19 protein-coding genes are annotated in these 23,020 nt (G+C 57.4%); 8 read left to right on the forward strand and 11 right to left on the reverse strand.

The features are described 5' to 3' along the window. The first annotated feature begins 22 nt into the window (after nucleotides 1-22). On the forward strand, nucleotides 23-1,081 hold the full coding sequence (locus NW860_RS08325) for a polysaccharide deacetylase family protein (RefSeq protein WP_414513576.1): 1,059 nt from the start codon (nucleotides 23-25) through the stop codon (nucleotides 1,079-1,081). A gap of 60 nt (nucleotides 1,082-1,141) precedes the next feature. Further along, nucleotides 1,142-1,789, forward strand: a complete 648-nt coding sequence (locus tag NW860_RS08330; protein WP_414394924.1) for a hypothetical protein — start codon at nucleotides 1,142-1,144, stop codon at nucleotides 1,787-1,789. A gap of 8 nt (nucleotides 1,790-1,797) precedes the next feature. Here NW860_RS08330 and NW860_RS08335 read toward each other — a convergent pair whose 3' ends face one another. Further along, nucleotides 1,798-2,622 carry a M23 family metallopeptidase gene (locus NW860_RS08335; RefSeq protein ID WP_414513578.1) on the reverse strand — a complete coding sequence of 275 codons (825 nt, stop codon included), beginning with the start codon at nucleotides 2,620-2,622 and terminating at the stop codon, nucleotides 1,798-1,800. Between the two features lie 364 nt (nucleotides 2,623-2,986). Here NW860_RS08335 and NW860_RS08340 point away from each other — a divergent pair, with 364 nt between their 5' ends. After that, on the forward strand, nucleotides 2,987-3,832 hold the full coding sequence (locus tag NW860_RS08340) for a carotenoid biosynthesis protein (RefSeq protein WP_414411756.1): 846 nt from the start codon (nucleotides 2,987-2,989) through the stop codon (nucleotides 3,830-3,832). Nucleotides 3,833-3,842: 10 nt separating this feature from the next. Here NW860_RS08340 and lspA read toward each other — a convergent pair whose 3' ends face one another. From lspA to cysC, 3 genes are all read right to left on the reverse strand, one after another. Next, entirely contained in the window at nucleotides 3,843-4,328 is a 486-nt protein-coding gene (lspA, locus tag NW860_RS08345; RefSeq protein ID WP_414411757.1) for a signal peptidase II, read from the reverse strand. A 139-nt stretch (nucleotides 4,329-4,467) separates the two neighbouring features. Further along, the gene (locus NW860_RS08350) at nucleotides 4,468-4,692 is read right to left on the reverse strand and encodes a hypothetical protein (RefSeq protein ID WP_414513581.1); all 225 of its coding nucleotides are present in this window, start codon (nucleotides 4,690-4,692) and stop codon (nucleotides 4,468-4,470) included. Nucleotides 4,693-4,782: 90 nt separating this feature from the next. Next, the gene (gene cysC / locus NW860_RS08355) at nucleotides 4,783-5,310 is read right to left on the reverse strand and encodes an adenylyl-sulfate kinase (protein WP_414394914.1); all 528 of its coding nucleotides are present in this window, start codon (nucleotides 5,308-5,310) and stop codon (nucleotides 4,783-4,785) included. 96 nt (nucleotides 5,311-5,406) lie between these two features. Between cysC and NW860_RS08360 the strand changes: the two genes are divergently transcribed. Then, complete coding sequence (locus tag NW860_RS08360) at nucleotides 5,407-6,669, forward strand: aspartate aminotransferase family protein (protein WP_414405273.1); 1,263 nt, start codon at nucleotides 5,407-5,409, stop codon at nucleotides 6,667-6,669. Nucleotides 6,670-6,674: 5 nt separating this feature from the next. On the opposite strand, the gene NW860_RS08365 is transcribed toward NW860_RS08360, so the two are convergent. Then, complete coding sequence (locus NW860_RS08365; protein WP_414409765.1) at nucleotides 6,675-7,094, reverse strand: hypothetical protein; 420 nt, start codon at nucleotides 7,092-7,094, stop codon at nucleotides 6,675-6,677. A gap of 119 nt (nucleotides 7,095-7,213) precedes the next feature. Between NW860_RS08365 and NW860_RS08370 the strand changes: the two genes are divergently transcribed. Both NW860_RS08370 and NW860_RS08375 read left to right on the forward strand, forming a co-directional pair. Next, nucleotides 7,214-8,038: a creatininase family protein gene (locus tag NW860_RS08370; protein ID WP_414395149.1), complete on the forward strand. Its 825-nt coding sequence runs from the start codon at nucleotides 7,214-7,216 to the stop codon at nucleotides 8,036-8,038. Between the two features lie 94 nt (nucleotides 8,039-8,132). Further along, entirely contained in the window at nucleotides 8,133-8,795 is a 663-nt protein-coding gene (locus NW860_RS08375) for a Uma2 family endonuclease (protein WP_414513584.1), read from the forward strand. 368 nt (nucleotides 8,796-9,163) lie between these two features. Here NW860_RS08375 and NW860_RS08380 read toward each other — a convergent pair whose 3' ends face one another. The 6 genes from NW860_RS08380 to NW860_RS08405 are packed head-to-tail and all read right to left on the reverse strand — an operon-like array spanning nucleotide 9,164 to nucleotide 18,098. Beyond that, on the reverse strand, nucleotides 9,164-9,736 hold the full coding sequence (locus NW860_RS08380; protein WP_414396636.1) for a hypothetical protein: 573 nt from the start codon (nucleotides 9,734-9,736) through the stop codon (nucleotides 9,164-9,166). A 16-nt stretch (nucleotides 9,737-9,752) separates the two neighbouring features. Further along, nucleotides 9,753-11,465, reverse strand: coding sequence for a helicase HerA domain-containing protein (locus NW860_RS08385; RefSeq protein ID WP_414396639.1), 1,713 nt, complete (start codon nucleotides 11,463-11,465; stop codon nucleotides 9,753-9,755). Then, nucleotides 11,462-12,058, reverse strand: a complete 597-nt coding sequence (locus tag NW860_RS08390; protein WP_414513587.1) for a hypothetical protein — start codon at nucleotides 12,056-12,058, stop codon at nucleotides 11,462-11,464. Before NW860_RS08390 ends, NW860_RS08385 begins: the two co-directional genes overlap by 4 nt. Next, nucleotides 12,058-13,251: a DNA double-strand break repair nuclease NurA gene (locus NW860_RS08395; protein WP_414405787.1), complete on the reverse strand. Its 1,194-nt coding sequence runs from the start codon at nucleotides 13,249-13,251 to the stop codon at nucleotides 12,058-12,060. Before NW860_RS08395 ends, NW860_RS08390 begins: the two co-directional genes overlap by 1 nt. Nucleotides 13,252-13,269: 18 nt before the next feature. Further along, nucleotides 13,270-16,830, reverse strand: coding sequence for an AAA family ATPase (locus NW860_RS08400; RefSeq protein WP_414513589.1), 3,561 nt, complete (start codon nucleotides 16,828-16,830; stop codon nucleotides 13,270-13,272). A gap of 2 nt (nucleotides 16,831-16,832) precedes the next feature. Further along, on the reverse strand, nucleotides 16,833-18,098 hold the full coding sequence (locus tag NW860_RS08405) for a metallophosphoesterase family protein (RefSeq protein ID WP_414513590.1): 1,266 nt from the start codon (nucleotides 18,096-18,098) through the stop codon (nucleotides 16,833-16,835). Between the two features lie 394 nt (nucleotides 18,099-18,492). Between NW860_RS08405 and psaA the strand changes: the two genes are divergently transcribed. Together psaA and psaB are read left to right on the forward strand one after the other, a co-directional pair. Then, on the forward strand, nucleotides 18,493-20,760 hold the full coding sequence (gene psaA / locus NW860_RS08410) for a photosystem I core protein PsaA (protein WP_414513591.1): 2,268 nt from the start codon (nucleotides 18,493-18,495) through the stop codon (nucleotides 20,758-20,760). A 21-nt stretch (nucleotides 20,761-20,781) separates the two neighbouring features. Further along, nucleotides 20,782-23,016, forward strand: a complete 2,235-nt coding sequence (gene psaB, locus NW860_RS08415) for a photosystem I core protein PsaB (RefSeq protein ID WP_414396655.1) — start codon at nucleotides 20,782-20,784, stop codon at nucleotides 23,014-23,016. Nucleotides 23,017-23,020 lie beyond the last annotated feature (4 nt).

The following is a 23,020-nucleotide window of genomic DNA, read 5'->3' on the forward strand; positions in this document are numbered from 1 at the left end:
TTCTGAAGGCGGTGATCTTTTTTTGGCTTTCCTCTTGGTGGGTCTATATTACTGTGCTGCGGGGGCCCGCCCTCTTTTCAACCTCAACCTCACCTCGACCCTAGGATACAGTCCCGTTCTCCCAATTGAGAGTGTTCGCGTTCTGCAAGGCAGCCATCCGCAAGAACTACTCATTTATCTATCGGCTCCCTCTGCTGCTTGGGTCTATCAAGAGCGGCTGAACGGGCATTATCTAATCGACATTCCCTATGCTGTAATCACTCATTCCACAAGGGTTGAGGTTGCCAAGGAACTGCCCTATCAACTCAACTGGGGCAACCAAGACCAGCACACTGGGCGTCTGTTGATTACACCCGCGCCTGCTTATGTACAGGTGTTTCTACAGCATGGCTGGGTTCCAGATCCTAGCTTTCTCGACCCAGCGGAAAATAGCCAGCCCTTGCAACTGCCTTTGGAAGAAGTGCTGGGGCCTTTGTTGGAGGTGCCGGCCCGTTCTGCCTTCCTCACGATTGACGATGGGCCTTGGCCTCAGTCCACCCCTCGCCTTTTAGAGGTTTTGGATCAGCTACAGATTCCGGCCACCTTCTTTCTTATCGGCACCCATGTTTCCCAATTTCCAGAGTTGGCCCAGTCCATTCAAGCTCACCACCACACGATAGCCAACCATACCTTTACCCATGATTATCGACGTCTCTACAGCAGCAACGAGATATTTTATGCCGAGGTGGAGCAGACAACCCAGCTGATGAAGAGGCTGGGCTTGGATCCTCAGCTGATTGTTCGGCCACCGGGGGGCTTTCGCCTAGATCCAGCTTTACGCCATTCTTTGGAACAGGCGAGGTATCAGGTTGTCTACTGGAACATTAGCCCTGAAGATGCCTATGCCGGCCAAACACCAGCCCAGCTAGTGGAGCGGGTTCGCGCTCAGTTGCAGGCGCTCAGGAACTCGGAACAACCGCTAGTTTTGCTGCTTCATGACCGCTGGCCCCATACCGCTGAGGCCCTGCCAGGTATCGTGGCTGCCGTTGAGGAGGCAGGCTATCGCTTTTTGCCCTGGCCGACTTCTAAGAATGCTGCCTGATATTCTGGATGACGGTTGAATCCAAAGGAGCAGTCAGTTTTTGGTGGAGGAGGGGGAAGCATGCGCAAGCTTATAGTAGGGGGAGCGGCCTTGGCTTTGGCCCTGCCAGTCGCCTCAGCTTCCGCCTATTCCCAGCCCCTGCTGCCGCTATTGCCTGCTGCCTCTGCAGGCAGTACTGCTCGCGAGGGAGTTGTAGCCCTGTTTCGTCAGTCCATCTGGTGGGATTTTATCCGCGGCAATCGTGGGGAAAACCTGCGCTTGTTCCCTGCTCAGTTGCTCTCCTCCTCGCAGCAGGGAGTGGTGGCCGTGTTTGAGATCCAGCGGCAGCCGACGGTGGAGCCCGTGGTGCGCGTGCTCAGCTTTGACCATCAAGGAGGGTACGATTTTCGTCTGCTCCACATGGCTGAGCCCATCCCAGGTCGGCTAATCGAGGCTCAGCTGCGCACTGACATCACACCCACTCCCCAGCCCAAGTTGGTGCTCCTCACTGAGCGAGGGGGAATCAGCCTGCTGCGGTCGGTTCTGATCTTAGAACACCGAGCAGAGGGGCTTGTGCCGCTGCTGAGCGTAACAGATTTGAACAACGCCAGCCTGCGGGTCAGTCCCCAGGGGATCCTAATCCTCTCCAGTGCCCCGGGAGCTAGCCGCGACTTGCGGGCTACGCTCTACCAGTGGGAGGGAGATGGCTTTGTCCGCCGCGATCTCTAGCCACCGCTCTAGGGTCGTAGGTGTCTATGACCAGGAAGCTGTTGAGCCCGCCAACAGGCCCCTAGGCTGGGGGCTTGGCCCACCTGCCAAAGAAACAGGCTCTCTGCTCCCAGGGGATGGATGCTCCAGGGATCCAGGTCAGCCCCAAACCAGCCGTAGGGATCGACAGGGGCGGGCTGGCCGGAATTGGTTTGGTCAAAGCGGCGCACCTCAAAGTGGAGATGGGGCCCGCTGGCACAGCCGCTTTCCCCTGACAGGCCAATCACCTCCCCAGCTGCCACCCTCTGCCCCTCGTGTACCCGGATTTGGCTGAGGTGGGCGTAGAGGGTTTCTAGGCGGATCCCGCCCGGGGATTCTCCTTCGTGCAGGATGCGCACCCGCAGCCCTCTGACTGGACGGCCTAGGCTGGGGCAGAAAAACTCTGGTTCCGGGCGCGCTACATTAACTCGTCCAGGGGCGGCGGCCAGGATGGGGGTGCCTACCGGCATGGCCCAGTCGTAGCCGGCGTGGCCATCGCTTTTGCCACAGGGGTGCTGGGGACTGGGAGTCCAAACCTGGCCCTGGCCGCTGACAAACCGGCCATTGCCGTCTCCTTCGCCCAAAGGCAGGTCGTGGTCGAAGAGGTTGGTGACCGGGAAGTCACCGATAAAGGGTTTGTGCAAAAGCGGCCACTGGGGCGGCGGCGGATCCCCTTGGACTTGACGATAGCTCTCTAGTTGCCGCCGGTAGCTCTCCAGCTTCTGAAGCTGAGCGGGGTCCTGCAACTGCTGCCGCAAAAGATCCACCAAGCGCAGGGCCTGAGCCCAGTCCCGGCGCTCCACAGCCCGGCTCAACTGGGCGTAGACTCCCCTCAGGACTTCCTGGGATACGGAGGAAGGGGGCCTCTGGGGAAAGCCAGGCAGAATGTTTACGAATTGATACAATAGGCAGCAAAGTATCAGTAGGCATACCTTGAGCAGACCAGGCGGTTTGGCTCGGGTGCCACTTTCCTTTTTGCCACCCGCTTTTCTCCTCAGCCCCTGCCCAAGCTGTGGGAAAGCGCAGTGGCTCTGACCAACCACCCCGCGGGAGCTTCTCATGCGTTGGCTGTTATCCTCTGGTGTTCTGGTTAGCTTGCCTTTCCAGTTTTCTAACAGGCGAGGTGTTCTCCTTTGGCCTGGGTCAATCTGGCAGTGGTTGGAAGCTTCGGCGCTAGGCTTGCACATTCTCTCCTTGCTCTTCGGCCTAGTGGGCCTACTTTGGGTAGTACCGCATCCCGAGTGGGTGGCCAGTTTGCCTCCCATTGGCCTCCAGGCCTTCTCTTGGAGCATGGGCAACGGCGGCGTTGCCTACATGGTGTCTGGGGCGCTGGCGGCAGTTCTAATGGGATCCCGCCTCCTGGGGGTGCGACGCCTGCTGATGTTCTTGATCCCAGCGGTGGGCATCTCCCTAGCCAGCGAGCTGCTGGGCACCAGCACTGGGATCCCCTTTGGTGACTACGGCTACCTCAGCGGCTTGGGCTACAAGATTGCCGGCTTGGTTCCCTTTACAATCCCTCTGTCCTGGTTCTATGTGGGGTTATCGGCCTACCTGCTGGCGCGGGTGGCTCTGCAAGCGGGGCGCCACTGGCTGATCCACTTTGAAGCCATTCTGTTGGGAGCGCTCTTGCTCACTGCCTGGGACTTTGTGCTGGATCCGGCCATGACCCGCGGCCTGATCCCCTTCTGGACCTGGTTTCAGCCAGGGCCGTTCTTTGGCATGCCGCTGCAAAACTTCGGCGGCTGGATGCTGACAGGGACTGCCTTTATGACCGTGGCCAACCTCCTCTGGGGGAAAGATCAGCCTGTCCTTAACCGCCGCCAGTTGCTGGGGCCGCTGCTGCTCTATGGGGCCAATTTTGCCTTTGCCCTACTGGTAAGCCTGGGATCTGGCATTGTTGCGCCGGCAGGGTTGGGCCTGCTCCTGGGACTGGGGCCAGCCCTGGGGTTGTGGTGGAGCGCGCCGCCAGCTCTTCCCTCTCCTTCCGAGGGAGCAAGCGGGAGGATTGCCGGTGGGCGGGGGTGAAGTAGGCAGCTTAGTCGAATTTTCGCAGGGATCCCGGCACCGTCTTCTTCGGGCTGCCCTGCCACAGGCCAATCACCAGGCAGACCACCCCCAGGTTGATGGCCACATCGGCCACGTTAAACACGGGGAAGCCAATCCAGACGAAATTGAAAAAATCCACCACGTAGCCGTTGAGAAAGCGGTCGACGCCGTTCCCCACCGCTCCCGCCCAGATGAGGCCATAGCCCACCTGCTCCCAAAGGTTGAGGCTGCTGCTGCGCAGGGCCAGGAGCGCCAGGGCTATTGCCACCCCTAGCGAGACCCACTTGAGAAACTCCGCCGAATCGGCAAACAGACTCCAGGCAGCACCGGTGTTTTCCACGTAGGTGAGGTGGAACACCCCTGGCCATAGCTGGATCTCCGGGCCCGGCAGCAGCCGCTCCACCGCCCAGCGCTTGCTCAGCTGATCCAAGGTCGTCCCCAGGATCCCGACCAGCCAAAAGCCTTTGTTCTTCATGCTGCTTGCGCTCCCCGGCGGTTTGCTGGCCCAGATAGGTACCTTTCCCCTCGGCTGAAGAGTTGCAGAGCCTGCTGGGAGATCCAAGCGGCGAAAACAAAAGCGCCTGGCTGGGCCAGCCGGACAGAGATGCCAACGGCTACCGCCCCCGTTGCTCTAGAGATCGGCGCAGTTCGCTAGCCATCTGCAGAAACTCCCGGGGGCTACCCGCCTTGCCGTAGGAGGCGCGATCTTGAACCTTCTTGCCACTGCCCTGGCGGGTGCGGAGGTTGAGCAGAGAGCTGGCCATCTCCAGGAACTTGGCGGGGTTTCCCTCGCTGCTGCCCCGCATCACAAAGGTTCGTCCAGCACGAGTTACTGCCATGGCTACCTTGACTCTCAGAAAAGAAATACTCGTTCACATCTTCCCACAAGGGATCCCCAGTCGGCCAGGCCCGGTGCTCTCTGAGCCTCGTTAGAGATAGCCACGGCTTCTAAGACTTTGCATAACCAGCTCAATGCATTCGGGGATGCTCTGTTCGGCAGTTTTGCAGACCACCTCTGGGCATTCCGGCGGCTCGTAGGGATCGTCAATGCCGGTAAAGTTCCGAATGAGGCCTGCTCGCGCCTGGCGATAGAGACCCTTGACATCGCGCTGTTCGCACACCTCTAGGGGGGCATCCACAAAGACTTCGATAAAGTTGCCGATCTGCTGCCGCACCTCCTGCCGCGTTGCCCGATAGGGAGAAATGGCCGAGACCAGCACGATCACGCCGTGGCGAGTCAGCATCTTAGCCACAAAGCCAATGCGGCGGACGTTCTCGTCCCGGTCTTCTTTGCTGAAGCCCAGCCCTTTGGTGAGGTGTTGCCGCATTAGGTCGCCGTCAAGCACTTCCACCGGCAAACCCAGAGCTTGCAACTGTTGGGCCACGCCGCAGCTAAGGGTGGTTTTGCCCGCCCCACTTAGCCCTGTAAACCAGACTGTTACCCCCCGCCGCCCCATGGGTAGGCATTCCTCGTCCTCGGGCTTCGCTAGAGTAGCATCCCCAGGGCAGAGTGATACACTCGAGACGCTGTCTCCATTTTTCCCCTGCCGAGCATGTCCCCGCCAGGCTTCTCTCCCCCTGACACTCTCCCAAGCCCTGCAACCGCTGCCGAGCTGTTTGAGCGGCATGTGATGTCCACCTATGCTCGCTATCCCCTGACCCTAGTGCGCGGGGAAGGCTGCCGGGTCTGGGACGAAGAGGGGCGGGAGTACCTGGATTTTGTGGCAGGCATTGCCACCTGCACGCTGGGCCATGCCCATCCTGCCTGGATCCAGGCGCTGACGCAGCAGGCGCAGCAGTTGCACCATGTCTCCAACCTCTACTACAACCGCCCCCAGGCGCAACTGGCCCAGTGGCTGACCCAGCACTCCTGTGCTGACAAGGTGTTTTTCTGTAACTCGGGGGCAGAAGCCGTTGAAGGTGCCATCAAGTTGGCCCGCAAGTATGCCCACACGGTGCGCGGGATCGAGGATCCCATCCTCCTCACCGCCCACGGCAGTTTCCACGGCCGCACCCTGGCTGCCCTCACGGCCACCGGCCAGCCGAAATACCAAAAAGACTTTGCGCCGCTAGTGCCTGGCTTCGACTACGTCCCCTACAACGATATCGAGGGCACGGCAGCGGTGTTGGAGCGCTGGGGCGAGCGGGTGTGTGCCGTGCTGCTGGAGCCGCTGCAGGGGGAGGGGGGGGTTGTCCCTGGGGATCCCGCCTACTTTCAGTGGCTGCGCCGGGTTTGCAGCGAGCGGGGCATCCTGCTGATGTTGGACGAGGTGCAGGTAGGGATGGGCCGCACCGGCAGGCTCTGGGGCTACTGCAACCTGGGGGTGGAGCCGGACGTGTTTACTCTGGCCAAAGGCCTGGCCGGCGGGATCCCTATTGGTGCCCTGTTGGCGAAGGACTTTTGCGCGGTGTTCCAGCCAGGGGATCACGCCAGCACCTTTGGCGGCAACCCCTTGGCCTGTGCGGTGGGTCTAGCGGTCTGCCGCACCCTGATGGCGGAGAGTCTGGTTTGGAATGCTCAGCAGACGGGCAGCTATCTGCGCCAGGGTTTGTCTTGCTTGGCAGAGCAGTTCCCACAGCTTGTTCAAGAGGTACGCGGCTGGGGCCTGATCCAGGGGCTGGTGATGCGGATCCCGGCGGCTGAGGTGGTCAGGGCTGCCATGGAGCAAGGGCTGTTGCTGGTGCCAGCAGGATCCCAGGTGGTGCGCTTTGTGCCCCCTTTGATCGTCACTCCTGCGGAAATTGACGAGGCGCTGGCGCGGTTGGAATCGGCTCTGCAGGAGCTGGCTGGTGGCCAGTCCGTTGGCGATTCCTAAAAAGCCTAGCCTTGCCAGAGCTGCCGCAGAAACCCCTGGAGCCGCTGGCGCGCAGAGGGCTCATGGGGGCCAGGATCTCTAGCCTGCTCCAGCAGGGGCAGGATCTCCTCGGCGTAGGCTGGAACAAAACCGGCAGCAGGCCAGAGCAAGTCCGGCGTGGCCCGCAGCTTCCAAACTTGGGATCCCTCCCTAAGCAGCAGGGGTCGCACCCAGAGCAGGGCTCGAGATCCCGCCTCAAGACGGTGGAGAGAAGCCTGAATCAGCTCCCCATAGAGAGTGGCCTGCGGCCCTGGCAGGGCTAGGATGGGGCGGGGCAAGGTGGGGACACTCCCTTCTTCCCCCCTTCCAGCAGGCAGAGGACGTCCCCCAAGGGAGGGATCCCCACCAAAGCTGCAGCGGGCAGGCAGACAGGGCCACAGGGTCATGGGATGGCTGGCTTCCGCCTGGTGAGCTTGAGACCAACTACCACCTGATCTTAAGAGACTGCCCACGGTGCTAGCCTTGCAGGCAAGGCATAAACTCCTTGCAACCGGATCCCGCCATGATGCACACCTTTATCCCGCCCCACCGCTTTTTCCCCTACCTGACCTGGACAGAGATCCAGGCCATGCCCAACAAAGAGAATGTGGTGATCATCCAGCCAGTAGCCTCGATCGAGCAGCATGGGCCCCATTTGCCCCTGGTGGTGGATGCCTGCATCGGCACGGCAATCATCGGGCGAGCCATGGAAAAACTGGAGCCGGAGATCCCGGCTTACGTTCTGCCCACCCAGTGCTATGGCAAGGCCAACGAGCACTGGCATTTCCCGGGCACCATCACCCTCTCGGCCCAGACCCTGATGGCTTTGCTCACCGAAGTAGCCGAAAGCATCTACCGGGCTGGATTTCGCAAGCTGGTCTTCCTCAACTCCCACGGCGGCCAACCTGAGGTGCTGCAGATTGTGGCCCGCGACCTACACCAGAAGTACGAAGATTTCCTTCTTTTCCCCATCTCCGTCTGGCGCGTTCCCCACCAAGGGCAGGAGCTGATGACAGAAAAAGAACGGGAATTGGGCATCCACGCTGGCGACGGCGAGACCAGCATGCTGATGTACCTGTTGCCCGAGACGGTGCGCACCGACCGCCTAGTCTGCGAGTACCCCCAAGATTTGCCGGAAGACAGTCTGCTCAGCCTGGAAGGGCGAATCTCTTTTGCTTGGACAACTCGCGATCTCAGCCAGAGCGGCGTTCTGGGGGATGCCACCGCTGCCACGCCCGAGAAAGGCAAACTTTTGGTGGAGTCCATGGCCGATGGCTGGGTGCAGCTAATCCGGGATCTGTACAAGTTCCGACAGCCCCAGGCTTGGCGCAAAGCCCCGCTGCCGGCCTAGACTTCTGAGGCTTCTGGCCGTCCCTAGCCTGCCTCTTCGCGAGGACGGGTGATAGGCTTGAGGGAAAGTTCCCCCACCCCCTGAGGGAAGAGCAATGGTTCTTGCTTCAAAGCCGGCCACCCCTTCCATCCTCGAGCGGCACGACGCCACCTGGCAGGACTACTTGACCATTTGCAACCATCCCACCCTGGACTGGCAGAAGATTTCTTTTTACCAGGGCTGGTTGTGGGTCAGCATGGGCAAGGAAGGGCCAGAGCACGCCTCCGTCAGCGATTTGATGACGGCAATCTTTTTCGCCTGGGCCTTTCTGCACCCGGACGTGCCGCTGCAGTCCTACGGTCGCTGCCTGATTGAGTACCCAGAAACCCACGCCTGCGCCCCTGACCTAGTGCTCTACAAGGGAGAAAACATCCCCAGATACCAAGCCGGCGAGCCGCGGCGGATTGACTTGCGTTTCCAAAGGCCTCCCGACCTGGTGGGCGAAATTGCCGACACCACCCTCAGCCTTGACCTAGACGAGCAAAAGCAGCTCTACGCCAGCCTGGGCATTCCTGAGTACTGGGTCATCGATGTCAAAGGGCGGCGTGTTTTTGCCTTTGCCTTGGCCGAGGATGGACGCTACCGGGCCATTGCCCAGTCGCAGGTGCTAGCGGGCCTGCCGATAGCCCTGCTTGAGCAGACTCTGGAACGCCTGGCCAGCGAGACCAACACGGCGGCTGCCAACTGGCTCCTCCAACAGCTCCAATGCCAGGCATAAAGCCATCAGGGCTCTCCTCTAGTCCTTGATTCACCGTTCGCGTAAGCGGGACGGAGTCCGTACAATTGGCCACTTTGTGGCATAACCAACCTTCTGCCTTGACGTAGATGGGCTGAGCTAGTAGGCTAGCCGGTACATCTTCTTGGGTAGGCGTTTTGCCTAGGCTAAAGTTGGCTCCGTCTTTAGCCTGTGTGCTCGATCAAGAGCAAGGAGCAACTACCTGCAGCTTGCGGGGAAGTCACGCCTGTGGAGATCCCTCTGGCGGGGTGGTAGGTGTTGAGCCTGCTACTAGCTATGGGTCGCTGAAGCAGGAAGAAAGCCTCAACCCCGAGCGAAAGTCTGCTTTTGCCCGGGGTTGTATAAGTCTTTCAGAGCGGCCTCAGCAAGTCGGCCCCTCCCCTCCCCGGCAGCAGCAAGGGTTTCATGGGCTCTGGAGTGGGAAGGGCAGGGGCAGCCTTCAAGTCGGGAGGAATGTACAGAGGTTTGGGATCGGGATCCCCGCCAAAGGCCAGCACAAGGGCCCGCAGCAGAGCTTGACGTTGCTGGCGGCTCAAAGATTGCACAACGGCTTTGTCCCGAGTGTAGGGGTTGACTGTAAGACGGTTAGCCCCAGGGTACTGTTGGGCAACCATTGGCTCGTTGGCATCGCAATAGTCAGCCAGTGTCAGTTGCCAATCAAAGCGATCAGTGGGGGAACGCCCAGCCACCTGCAGGTGATAGAGCATCATCCGGCGCACCAAGGTATCTTCTTCAGGCCGGGGGCCGCTGTCATTGGGGTTAATGGGAGTGTAGGTGTTTTCCAGCGGCAGATCCGGCAGGGCCTCATACACCCGCCGCGCCGCGTCAGGGATTAGCCGCAACTGGGCATAGGCAGGCCCCGCTTCTAGCAAAAAGGCAGCGGTGATGCCCAGCCACCCTTGCAAAAAAATTTGTTTCCTCATCCTGCTTGCCCCAAAACTAGTCGATGCTCAATCCATCCACCACTTGGGGTTGAGGACGCGGCTTGAGGGGGGCAGAGTGAGCGAGGCGCTCCTGTTGGCGGTGCTTTCGGAAGTAACCCTGCCAGTGGCTAAGGACATCGAGGGTGTCGCCTCCATGCCGAGTGTAGCGCTGCCGCACCTTGCACAAGACAGGGGTATTGACGCACACCCCAGAGACAATCACCTGCCCTCTACTTAAAGCGGGTAGTTCTTGGAGGAGATCCCGGCCAGCAGCCTCGACGCTATGGCGCAAGTTTTCCTGATCGGCAGGGTTGACAATTCGCATCAAAAACTGGCTCATGCACTGCGACAGGATATCTGAATCTAGCTTACCGGGTCGTTGCGTGATCAGCCCTACCCCTAGCCCAAACTTGCGTCCTTCGCTAAGAATAGTGCGCAACACTTGTTTACAACGAGAAGGCTCGTGCGCAGGAGCAAAGCGATGGGCTTCCTCTAGCAAAATGAAAACAGGATAAGGCAGGTAGTTCTCATCTCCTGGCTGAATTTTGCCCTTTTCGGTGTTGATGCGGGCATGGTTAGCCTGGCGCAAAATAGCAGCGGCGATAACTTGCTGTTCTTCTTGGCTGATTTCGTGCATCTGGAGAATGGTTACTTGACCCGGCTCAAATAAATCCCTAGGAGCCAGGTGCTCTACGTTACTAAAGTAAGGGGAGCGAGCAATTTGTTCCAGCTTCCACTCCAAAGCAGGGGCCGAGGATCCTTGGGAGCCGTCTTCTCTGGAGTCTGCTTCGTTAACGGCCTCGATCAGATCCTGAATTGTCCAGTGCAGTGGGTCAAACTGAGTAACCTTGCGGAAGGCTTTCTCCAGAAAAGATTTCTGTCGCTCGGTGGTCTCTGGAAGCAGAGCGAGGATGTCAAAAAATTTGAGAGAAGACACCCGAATCTTAATTTCCTGAGGAGAAAGAACCTTGACCCTAGGTCTGTAGCCATCTTCCCCTACAAACTTGGGATGAGACTGCATTTCCGCTAAAGTGTGGTATTCTCCATGCGGGTCAAAAATCAGGACAGCAGCGCGATTTTTGGGCAACATCAGCTCTTCTACCAAAACCGCTGCTGTGTAGGATTTGCCGGAGCCGGTTCCTGCTAAAATGGCTAGATGAGTGCTGACCATTTCCTTGACATCCAGAACCACAGGAACTGCTCCTTCCTCGCGCAGCAGCAGGCTGCCCAAATGGGCCCCCCCAACTGCTGTTTCCTCCCGCTTGTTCAAGACGGATTTCAAAAGCTGATTGGAAGCCAAAAAGACCTTAGCGCCCGGCTCCGGGGAGCGGCGGGGGTTAATAAAGCCCATAGCCCGATCGAAATAGCCGATGACTTCGACGGTTACAGCGTAGATCTCCGGGTTGGGATGGGTAAAGCCAACTAGGGCCACAATGGTGCTGGGATCGATCTCCGTGTCGGCAAAGATGCGGTCGGGGATGTGATCCAAAAGCTGAACCTGTCTAATTTTACCCAAGATCTTTAGAGGTTGGGACTGAGAATCTCGCACCTCGTAATAGACAAAATCGCCCACTTTTACCGCTTGGGTATTGGAGGTAATAAACACATATTGGTTGGAGGTCTCGCCAGGGCCTTTGACGGTGCCGATCACCTCCGGAGTATCCTCCGCCGGGAAAGAGGGGCTTTCTCTAGGGCGGCCATTGGAAGTGTCCAGAGTTTTTTGGTTCATCGGCGTATCGCTCCTACGGTTATTTTCCAAGCCAGTTCCTTGCTTAAAATTTGCAGAGCTCGTCGCTGGGCGGGGTCAGAAAACATAGGTATAATATCGTTTAAGACTTGATAGACGAGGTGATTGGCGAAATTACCACCGCTGCTTAAGAGCAGTCCATAGTACGAAAATTGGGTTTGGCCTTGAGGGTTGAGATGAAAGCGTAGAATTTCCTCGTGGCTCATGCGAAAGACAGGCGTGTTGACAGGCACCACTACGCGCGGGATCCCTTGCCAGCCACAACCCCTTTCTTCGTCCAAAGCTCCTATGAGGATTACCGAAAGTAATGTACGCACCTCATTTTGCAAATCAGGAGAGAAATAAGGATCCGGCTGGCTGGAAAGACGGGGCCCAGCGTTAGGAAACATGGGGTTTAAAATCTGACTGTTGTAAACTAAGCCCACAGCCCAGTGCCGTTGGTTGCTTTCCAGCTTGACAAAGCTGCCAAAGCCATAGTCTTCAGGGGAGGGAGGGTTTTTGACCTCTAGAGCATCATCCACCTGTACCACGTAGTCGCAGTGACTGTTGGAGCGAACCACCTTGCCCAGTCTCATCAGATCCGTCTCCGCTGCAGCTTGCTAAGGGTTTTCCGCGATAGCCGGAGGTTAAGCTTCTCGCGGCTGGCCCACTCCTGCATTAGGCGCAAGAAAAGGTTGCGATCTTCATTGCGGATAACGGCCACCTGATCTGCCGTCTCCAGTACATACGGGTAGCCTCGGCCAATAATTACCTCACAGCGTACCAAATCTACCAGCCAATCCAACAGGCCTGCCTCGTAAACCCAAACGGGGATCTCTAGTCGAGCTGGAAAGTTTTCGTTAGTGGTGCGTAGGTAAACAAACCCCACTCGCCTTTGCATTTCCTGATAGCGGCTGAGGATCCCCTCTTGAGGGTTGAGAACGCCACTGCAGGCGCAGACAAAAAAAGGGGTTCGGTCTCCCCACTCTAACCAGGAGCTAAGGAGCTGCGCATCGTGTAGGTAGGGAGCTTCGGGAAGATCAAAGCAGTGCCTTAGCAGCGTTACCAAATCCGAGCTGTATGTAGTGTCAATGTAAGCTACAACAGGGATCCGGTTTTGCTCACTAGCTCGCAGTACCTGTAACAAACACTCCACATAGAAGTCTTGACTCTTAGCATCAAGAGTTTCAGCAAAAGTAGCCACCAATACCCCATCCAAGAAGGCTAGTTTTTGGGATCCAGGTCGAGATTGCCAAATATATTCGGCAACTTTTTCTGTTTCCATCTGAAAGCGGCGCCTGTTGACGATACTCTCTTTGGGCTCGCCACTACTTCCCGCTTCCAAATCTCTTGGCGTTAGTACATCGACCTGAATATCCTTTTGGTATAGGCCCTGGTCGCAGTGATAGTTCTCATACCAGCCAATCTGCACTAGGGCTACCGGTATTGACAAATCTTTGCTGGGGTAGATTTGGGATCCATCTACTGCAAAGGTAGGGATGTTTTTAATAACTGGTCTTGCCCATTCATAGCTTTCTTCATAGCTATTCCACTTTTGCTTAAAAGGGACTGTCCAGCTGGAGTAAAGATCCCATTCCTGAGTAGGCAAGGCACCTGGGAAAGCCAATCGAGCTACTCTTTCAGCAATCTTTGCGCTTGACCACTGGCATAATTTCTCCATCGCCTGGCGGTACCACTCTCGGCGCTCTGAAAGCCCTCGATCGAAAGTAGCAAAAGCCTCGCGCTTCTGCCGTAAAACAGCCAGCACCCGGTCAGCTCTAAAAACCATGACTGTCATTCCTCCTCATCATCCGGAGTGCCTTTCCACGCGAATGATGTTTTCCGTCACTTGCTCAAAGGTATTGTCATGGCTGATTACGAATAGCTGCTCAAAGGAACGCAAGTTGGTAATGGCTTCCGCTAGTCGTTGGCGGCGCTGGGCATCCATGTTGGCAGTAGGCTCGTCAAAAAAGGCAATGTCCAACTGTCCCAGTACCTTGAGCAAAGCTAAGCGAACAGCTAGAGCTGCCGACATTTGCTCTCCTCCAGAAAGGCTGGCAAAACGTCGTTTGGCCCCCCCTCTTTCTTGGATGCGAATCTCATAGTCGGGTTCCCAAGTAAGGCTGACATCAGAGCGGTTGAGAATTTCGCGAAAGAGGTGATCGGCAACAATGTTGATCTGTTGCAGGTAGTACTGGGCAATTTGAGGACCGGCTTTTTTGTAGGTATCTCGACTAAACTTAATGAAGCGGTGCAGCCGCTCTTTTTCAGCTCTTTCCACCTCAGCTTGCTTTAAGGCTTGCTTCACCTGTTCCAGTTGCTGCAGTCTCTCCTGGATTTTCTGCAACTGCGGGGAAAGGCTTTCCAGTCGAGCTTGGGCCTTGGCTTTTTGGATCTCGGTAGACTGCAAAAGGGATCGAAGATGTTGGTGCTCCTGCGGCTGGTAGAGGGAAGTTAGCGGATCCAGCTTTGCCTGCAGTTGAGCTAGTTGAGTTTGCAACTCTTGCTGTTGGGCCTTGAGCTCGGCTAGTTTTTGTTCCCGCTCGGTTAGCAATTTGGCAATAGGCTCCGCCCGTAGGTAGCGTTCGTGATCTAAGCGGTATCTTTCGCGTTCTTCTTGCAGGGATCCCAGCTCCTGCTCCAGGTGTTCAGTTTGGGACAGGGCTTCTTCAAGAGGTTGGAGCACTGCCTCTAAGTCCTGGATTTGCTGAAGGTAGCCGGCTTGCAGGCCTAGGTACTGCTCCTCCAGCTTAAGCTCTGCCTTTAGCCACTCAGCTTGGCTTCTGGGATCCCCTAATTCCCTTAAAGTTTCAGCAGTTTTCGCAACTTGGGCTTGCAGGTAATCTTTGGAGCCTTCTATCTGTTCCCAACGGTCAATCTGGGCTTGCTTTTCTTGCTTAGCTTTCTGTATTTGGTCTAAGACTAGCTGAGCTGCTTGAAGTTCATCTTGGCGCTGGGGCAAGCTTTGGGCTAGAAGCTGCATGCGAATAAAAGTTTCGTAGCCGTCGCGGTGGCGCCTCTGTTCCTCCTGCAAAGCAATGATCTTTTCATCCAGATCCAAAAGAGGATTGAGGTTCTGTTCTAGAGTTTGAATCTGCTGCTGAAGCTGATGAACCTGATTCTCAATCCGCTGATACTCTTGCTCTACTTGTGGCTTGTGGCTGAGCTCCCTTTCTAGGCGCTGGAGCTGGCTTTTGGGATCTCCCAATGCCTGGAGAGCCTGTCCAATTTCCTGGTGTTGCCGGAGTAAGTTGTGCTCAGCCTCAAGGCTCCACTGAAGATCCTCAATTTTGCGTTGCCGTTCGTTTTGCAGGTGTGTCAATTGCTCAATTTGAGCCTCCAGCTCAGGGATCTGGGCAGTCAAGCCAATTAGGGGCTGCAGGGCCTTGAGCTGCCTCTGGATGTCAGCCAGTTGCTGGCGCAGTTGAGTCTCATCTGTTTGTGGGGCAAGATCCTGAAGGATTTGGTGGATTGACTGCAGCAAACGTTGGTTCAGAACCAAAGACTGATACAGGACTTCCGGGAGCTGCTGCCATAGGGCCTGAAACTGAGGGTAGTTGCGTTGGTAGACAGCTAGCTCTTGGATAAGCTCCTGGATGCGGCGATGGCACTCGGTAAGTTGGCAAGAGCTTTCCTCAAAAAGGTCTTTCAGCTCTTGTTGAAACTGCCGTGCTGCTGCGATGCGGCTTAGCTGAGTTTGCAGCCGTTCTCGTTGAGCCTCTAGGCTGGGTAGGCTGGCTAGTCGCTCCAGGTCGGCCTGTCGTTGTTGAAGCTGCTGCTGCAGGTGTTCCAGTTGGGTGCGGGCCTGCTCCCACTCTCTCTCTTGTTGTTTAAGTTCAAGGCGCAAGGTCTGAAAGTAGGCTAGCCTTTGGCTAATTTGGTTATAACGTTGTTCCAATTCAGTCTGCCTTTGGCAGAGAGCTTGCAAGGAAAGCCTATCGGCTTCCATTTTCTGCAAAAGCTGAAGCTGTTGCTGATATTCGGATCCGCGCAACTGTAGCTGGTGAAGATGCTGCCTCAGCGCTTCCCGCTGGGCCATTAGAGTTTGTCGGATCCCTCGTAGCTTTTCTTGCTCGACAATGAGGTTTTCCAGCTCTAGATAGCGCCTATAGGCTGGTTGATGCTGTTGACAAATGATCTGGGCTTGCTCCGCTTCTTGAACTCGGCTCTGTAAGAGTTGACAACATTCAGATTGAGCTGACCACTTTCCTTGTAGTTGTTCCCATTCCTGGTATAGCTGTAGCAAGGTATTGAGCTGCTGAGTCCAGCGGTCTTGTTGGCGCTCCAGCTCTTCCTGGAGCTGAATTTTGGGCGCAAGATCTTCTAGCTCCTGTTTCCAGCGCTGTAGCTGGCTTAGTTTTTCCTGAAGTCTTGCCAGTTGATTTTCAACGTTCTGCTTTTGCAAGAGTAGGTTCTCTCGCTGCCTTAGCCACTCCAAGCGCTGCTGCTGTTGCTTTTCCAACTCCCGCAGCTGAGCCTCTATGGCTAGGAAGCGCTGGGCCCCTGCTCGAGATTGTTCTTGCTCTGCTTGAGCTTGCTTGGCTTCTGCCCATAGCTTTTCTGCTTGCTCAAGGGATAGATTTAGTAGCGATCTCTTTTGCTCCAGTTGAACGATTTGCTGCTCAAGTGTTTGGATTTGCTCAAGCAGCTTCTCCAGGTGTTCAAGCTTCTGCCTAGTTTCACTTAGGGTATAGATGCATTGATTGAGATGTGTTCGCCAGTAGTTTAACTCCCGCTCAATCTCTTGCTGTTCTGATTGGAGTAGATCCCAGTCTTGCAGTTGTTGATGAAGCAGCTCGATTCGGTGCTTAACAGCCTGAACCTGTGCCTCACTGTATTTTTCAACCGTCTGCAAGTCCTTAGCAACCTGCTGGTATTCTTCTACCTTCAAGATACGGTCGAAGACTTCTTTTCGTTCTTTGCTTGTTTTGAGAAAGTCTGCTGTAAATGTACCCTGGGGCACGCCGATAGTTGTAGCAAACAGCCGTGCTAAATCTGTACCCGCCGGCACTCCCAAGTGTTGCCTTAGCCAAGCCAGTACATCGGTTTTGCGTTCGCAGTCTAGGCGCTGCTTGAGCTGGGGGTCAAAGAGGCGATAGCCCTGGGCTACACTGCGGCGGACACTGTAGGTGCGCTGATCCCATTTCGAGACAAACTGTACAGTGGCCACCGCATCGTTGGCGCCTGTGCGAATCAGCTCCTCTTGGTTGTAGGGACAGTAGTCAAACAGAACCCAAGCAATGGCCTCCAGAATGCTGGTTTTTCCGGCTCCGTTTTCTCCACAGATAGCGTTGATACCGGGTTCAAATTCAAAGACAGCTTCCTCGTAGGCCTTAAAGTTCTGGAGAGCTACCGAGAGGATCCGCATGATCAGTCTTCTTCTCCTACAAAGGCTCTGCTCAGGTGGGTGTATATCTCTGCCTCGCTTTGTCCCTCCAAGACTCTTTCTTTGAGATCCAAAAGCAGCTGCGCCAGCTCCTTGCTGCGCTTCCGGTAGTGGGCATGACTGCTCAGCAGATCCCTATAGATTTTCTCTTCAACTTGGAGCCTTTGCTCTTCTTCAAGGGAAAGAGCGGCCGAGCCAATCTCAAGAGAATTGGCCTCGAAACGAAACAGGACAACCAGAGCACCGGTAAGCTGCTGAATTTGCCGTTGCAGAGCTCGGCTATCCAGCTCGTGCTTGGCAAAGCCCACCTGGCCTACCAGCCGCAACTCTACCAGCGGCTCTGGCCCGTCGCCTGGCGGCCCAACTTCCTTGGCCATGGCAAGGGCTGCTGCAGCAATTTCGGCAGGCGTTTCTCGACCCTTAGCCTCGAGGTAGAGTCGCTGACAGGGTCTTTGGTAGTAATCCTGCACCAGCTCTGCCTGGGGCGGTCCCTCTCCCCAGCGGACGCGATAAGCCCCTCGCGGAAGGTCCCATTCAGCAGTACTGGTGGCCTCCAGCGATCCTGGATTGAAGATCCAGCCTTCTTCTGCATAGCTTTTGTGGATATGTCCCAAGGCTAGATAGCCCACCCCCACCTCCCGTAGAGGCAGGAGATCCCGGTAGCGCAAGGCGCCCTGGTAGCGGGCAATTTGCCCTTCCAGTCCGTGGTGGAACATCAACACCACCCGCTCGGGGCCAGGAGGCAACTGCCGAATAGCTGCCGCCAACTGCTCAATGGACTTGGGAGCTGCTGACCCATACCACTGGGAGCCGATGACCCGCACTCCACAGGGGAGATCCAAGTAGCTACCCCGCCCGTCTGACCAGGGGTGCAGCTCCAGGCCCTGTTCCCCTTCCTCTGGCTCCAGCAAAATGAGCTCTCCATGATCGGCCAAGTAGCGCAGCCAACTGGTCTTGACACCATAGGGGCGACTGTCGTGGTTGCCCTCGATGGCCAAAACCGGGATCCCTGCCTGCTTCAGCTCCCGCAAGACAAGCTGGGCTTGGTTGAGAACCCCCGGCTGAATTTGTCGATGCTCAAACAGGTCGCCAGCAATGAGGACGAAGTCTACCCGCTTCTGAATGGCATGGCGGCGCACCACATCCCGAAAGGCCAAGAAAAAATCTTTGCTCCGTTCTGGACTGTCGTAGCGGTCGCAGCCCAGATGCACATCGGCCAAATGCAAAAAGGTGCAGGCAGAAGTGGCCATCGCCAGAGCTTGTCAGCAAATTGCTCACAGTTTAGCAAACGGATCTTGAGGGATCCCTGCCCCGCAATTTTCGACTTCGCGCCGCTGGGGTAGGCACTGCCCTTCTGCTGCCAGACCGATTATTTGGGCTAGCCACTGAAACGAGTGATCCATCCCGGCCAGCTCTTTCCGCGAGCTGAAAGTCCGTTACACAACTATGCAAAGGAGAGATCCCCAGCCTGCCGTAATCCCTCAGGTGGGAGGGGATGCCTGGCGCCTGAGTTTAATTATTGTGAAGCGACAGGGGGTTTACAGAGGCTGACCTATAATGCCAGGTAAGTCCCGCCCAGGGGAGAATCCCCAGTTTTGCTAGGGCGGGGGTGCTTCGTTCCTGGTCGCAAGAGAGGAGTTCTTGATGACAACTACACCTAGGGAGCGAGAGCCAAAAGTCAAGGTTTCGGTTGATATCGATCCAGTTCCCACCTCATTTGAGAAATGGGCCAAGCCAGGGCACTTCGATCGCAGCCTGGCGCGGGGGCCCAAGACCACGACCTGGATCTGGAACCTGCATGCTCTTGCCCATGACTTCGACAGTCACACCAGCGACTTAGAAGACATCTCTCGCAAGATCTTTTCGGCGCACTTCGGCCACCTGGCGGTGGTCTTCGTTTGGCTGAGCGGCATGTACTACCACGGCGCTCAGTTTTCCAACTACTCCGCTTGGCTGGCTGATCCCATCAATGTCAAGCCCAGCGCCCAGGTAGTCTGGCCCATTTTTGGCCAGGAGATCCTCAACGGTGATGTGGGCGGCGGCTTTGAAGGGATCCGCATCACGTCGGGCCTCTTTCACCTCTGGCGGGCTGCCGGCATCACCAATGAGTTTCAGCTCCTGGTAACGGCCATTGGCGGCTTGGTGATGGCCGCCCTCTGCCTGTTTGCTGGCTGGTTCCACTACCACAAGCGGGCTCCCAAGCTGGAGTGGTTCCAAAACGTAGAGTCGATGCTCAACCACCACCTGGCGGGCCTGCTGGGGCTAGGTGCGCTGGCCTGGGCTGGTCACCAAATCCACGTGGCCATTCCCATCAACAAGATGTTGGATGCCGGCGTGCCGGCGGCTCAGATCCCTCTGCCCCATGAATTCATCCTCAAGCCGGCCCTGATGAAGGAGATGTTCCCCAGCGTGGATTGGGGCTTCTTCAGCGGGGTGGTGCCTTTCTTTACCTTGGACTGGGGCAAGTACGCGGAGTTCCTCACCTTCAAGGGTGGTCTGGATCCGCAAACGGGCGCCCTCTGGCTGACGGATCAGGCCCACCACCACCTGGCCATTGCCGTGCTCTTTATCGTGGCTGGCCACATGTACCGCACCAACTGGGGCATTGGCCACTCCATTAAGGAGATCCTGGAAGCCCACAAGGGCCCCTACACGGGCGAGGGCCACAAGGGTCTGTACGAAGTGCTAACCACCTCTTGGCACGCCCAACTGGCCATCAACCTGGCCATGGTGGGATCCCTGAGCATCATCGTGGCCCAGCACATGTACGCCATGAACCCCTATCCCTACATGGGCATTGACTACGCCACCCAGATCTCCTTATTTACCCACCACATGTGGATAGGGGGCCTGTTTATCGTTGGCGGCGCTGCCCACGGGGCCATCTACATGGTTCGCGATTATGACCCGGCGGTGAACCGCAACAATGTCTTGGATCGGGTGATCCGCCACCGCGACGCCATCATCAGCCACCTGAACTGGGTGTGCCTATTCCTGGGCTTCCACGCCTTCGGCTTCTACGTTCACAACGACACGATGCAGGCCCTGGGCCGTCCGCAGGACATGTTCTCGGATACAGGCATCCAGCTGCAGCCCATTTTTGCCCAGTGGATTCAATCGCTGCACACCAAGGCCATCGCTAGCACTGCTCCCTATGTGGGCGCTTCGGTAAGCCCCATCTTTGGGGGTGATGTGGTGGCTGTGGGTGGCAAGGTGTCCATGATGCCGATGGTGCTGGGCACGGCGGACTTCATGGTTCACCACATTCACGCCATGACCATCCACATCACGGTGCTGATCCTGCTCAAGGGGGTGCTGTTTGCTCGCTCTTCTCGCCTGATCCCCGATAAGGCCAAGCTGGGCTTCCGCTTCCCCTGCGATGGCCCGGGCCGCGGCGGCACTTGCCAAGTCTCCGCTTGGGATCACGTGTTCCTGGGGCTGTTCTGGATGTACAACTGCATCTCGATCGTGATCTTCCACTTCAGTTGGAAGATGCAGAGCGACATCTGGGGCACCGTCAACCCGGACGGCACGATTGAGCACCTCACCGGAGGCAACTTTGCAGCCAGCGCTATCAACATCAACGGCTGGTTGCGGGACTTCCTGTGGGCCCAATCGGTGCAGGTGATCAACTCCTATGGCTCGGCGCTGTCGGCCTATGGACTGCTCTTCTTGGGCGCCCACTTCGTCTGGGCCTTCAGCTTAATGTTCCTGTTCAGCGGTCGCGGCTACTGGCAGGAGCTGATCGAGTCCATCGTCTGGGCCCATAACAAACTGAAAGTTGCTCCGGCCATTCAACCTCGCGCCCTCAGCATCATCCAGGGACGGGCGGTCGGTGTGGCCCACTACCTGCTGGGCGGAATCGTGACCACTTGGGCGTTCTTCCTGGCACGGTTTGCCGCACTCGGCTAAGGCAAGGAGGAAGAGACAATCATGACCACTGCAACTCGTTTTCCCCAATTCAGCCAAGACCTGGCTAGCGATCCCACTACTCGACGTCTGTGGTATGGCATTGCCACCGCCCACGACTTCGAGACCCACGATGGCATGACAGAGGAGCGGCTCTACCAAAAGCTGTTTGCCACCCACTTCGGCCATCTGGCGATCATCTTCCTGTGGGCCTCTGGCAACGTCTTCCACATCGCCTGGCAGGGCAACTATGAGCAATGGGTGGCCAACCCCACCGGCGTCACGCCTATTGCCCACGCCATTTGGGATCCCCACTTTGGCAAGGCGGCAGTGGAGGCCTTCACCCAACCTGGTGGCGGTGGCCCTGTGAATGCTGCCTACTCTGGCCTCTATTACTGGTTCAACACCATTGGCCTACGCACCAACGGCGATCTCTACGCCGGCGCCATTGGCCTACTGCTACTAGCAGCGGTGTTCCTGTTTGCTGGCTGGCTGCACCTACAGCCTCGCTTCCGCCCCAGCCTGAGCTGGTTTAAGAACGCCGAAGCCCGTCTCAACCACCACCTGGCCGGCCTGTTTGGCGTCAGCTCCTTGGCTTGGGCGGGCCACCTGATCCATGTGGCCATCCCCGAGTCCCGCGGTCAGCACGTAGGTTGGGACAACTTCCTCACCACCCTGCCCCACCCAGCGGGCCTGAAGCCGTTCTTCACCCTCAACTGGGGGGTGTACGCCCAGAACCCAGACACGGCCAACCACGTCTGGGGCACCGCAGAAGGGGCGGGCACGGCCATCCTTACCTTCTTGGGCGGCTTCAACCCCAACACCCAGTCTCTGTGGTTGACGGACATGGCCCACCACCACCTGGCCATTGCCGTGCTCTTCATTGTGGCTGGCCACATGTATCGAACCAACTGGGGCATCGGCCACAGCATCCGCGAGATCCTGGGCGCCCATAACCCACCCAAGAACACTCCCTTTGGGGGCCTACTGGGCGAAGGGCACAAGGGCCTCTACGACACGGTCAACAACTCCCTGCACTTCCAATTGGCACTGGCTCTGGCCTGCTTGGGGGTGGTGACCTCGCTGGTGGCCCAGCATATGTACGCCCTCAACCCCTACGTGTTCATGTCCATGGATCACACCACGGAGGCGGCTCTCTACACCCATCACCAGTACATTGCTGGCTTCTTGATGGTAGGAGCTTTTGCTCACGGAGCCATCTTCCTGGTGCGGGACTACGATCCCGAGGCCAACAAGAACAACGTGCTGGCGCGGGTGCTGGATCACAAGGAGGCGATCATCTCCCACCTGAGCTGGGTGTCGCTGTTCTTGGGCTTCCACACGCTGGGGCTGTACGTCCACAACGACGTCATGCAGGCCTTCGGCACGCCGGAGAAGCAGATCCTGATCGAGCCGGTGTTTGCCCAGTTCATCCAGGCCTCCCACGGCAAGATGCTCTATGGCATGAACGTGCTGTTGTCGGATCCCAACAGCATTGCCTCCACTGCTTGGCCCAACCACGGCAACGTGTGGCTGCCAGGCTGGCTGCAAGCCATTAACGACCCCAATGGGTTCCTCTTCCTGCCCATTGGCCCTGGGGACTTCCTGGTGCACCACGCCATTGCTCTGGGCCTGCACACCACCACATTGATCCTGGTCAAGGGGGCGCTGGATGCCCGCGGCTCTAAGCTGATGCCGGACAAGAAAGACTTCGGCTACAGCTTCCCCTGCGACGGGCCGGGCCGGGGCGGCACCTGCGACATCTCGGCCTGGGATGCTTTCTACCTGGCCATGTTCTGGATGCTGAACACCATTGGCTGGGTCACCTTCTACTGGCACTGGAAGCACCTGGGGATCTGGAGCGGCAACACCGCCCAGTTCAACGAGAACTCCACCTACCTCATGGGCTGGCTGCGGGACTACCTCTGGGCCAACTCCGCTCAGTTGATCAACGGCTACAACCCCTACGGGATGAACAACCTGTCGGTTTGGGCCTGGATGTTCCTGTTCGGCCACCTGGTGTGGGCCACGGGGTTCATGTTCCTCATCTCCTGGCGCGGCTACTGGCAAGAGCTGATCGAGACCTTGGTGTGGGCGCATGAGCGCACTCCCTTGGCTAACTTGATCCGCTGGAAGGATAAGCCAGTGGCCCTGTCGATTGTGCAAGGGCGCTTGGTGGGTCTAGCTCACTTCACAGTGGGGTACGTGCTGACCTACGCGGCCTTCCTCATCGCCTCGACGGCTTCCTTGTCGGGCTAACTGC

Origin of the sequence: Synechococcus sp. F70.1, assembly GCF_047502745.1 — a bacterium.
In the GTDB taxonomy this organism is placed as follows: Bacteria; Cyanobacteriota; Cyanobacteriia; order Thermostichales; family Thermostichaceae; genus Thermostichus.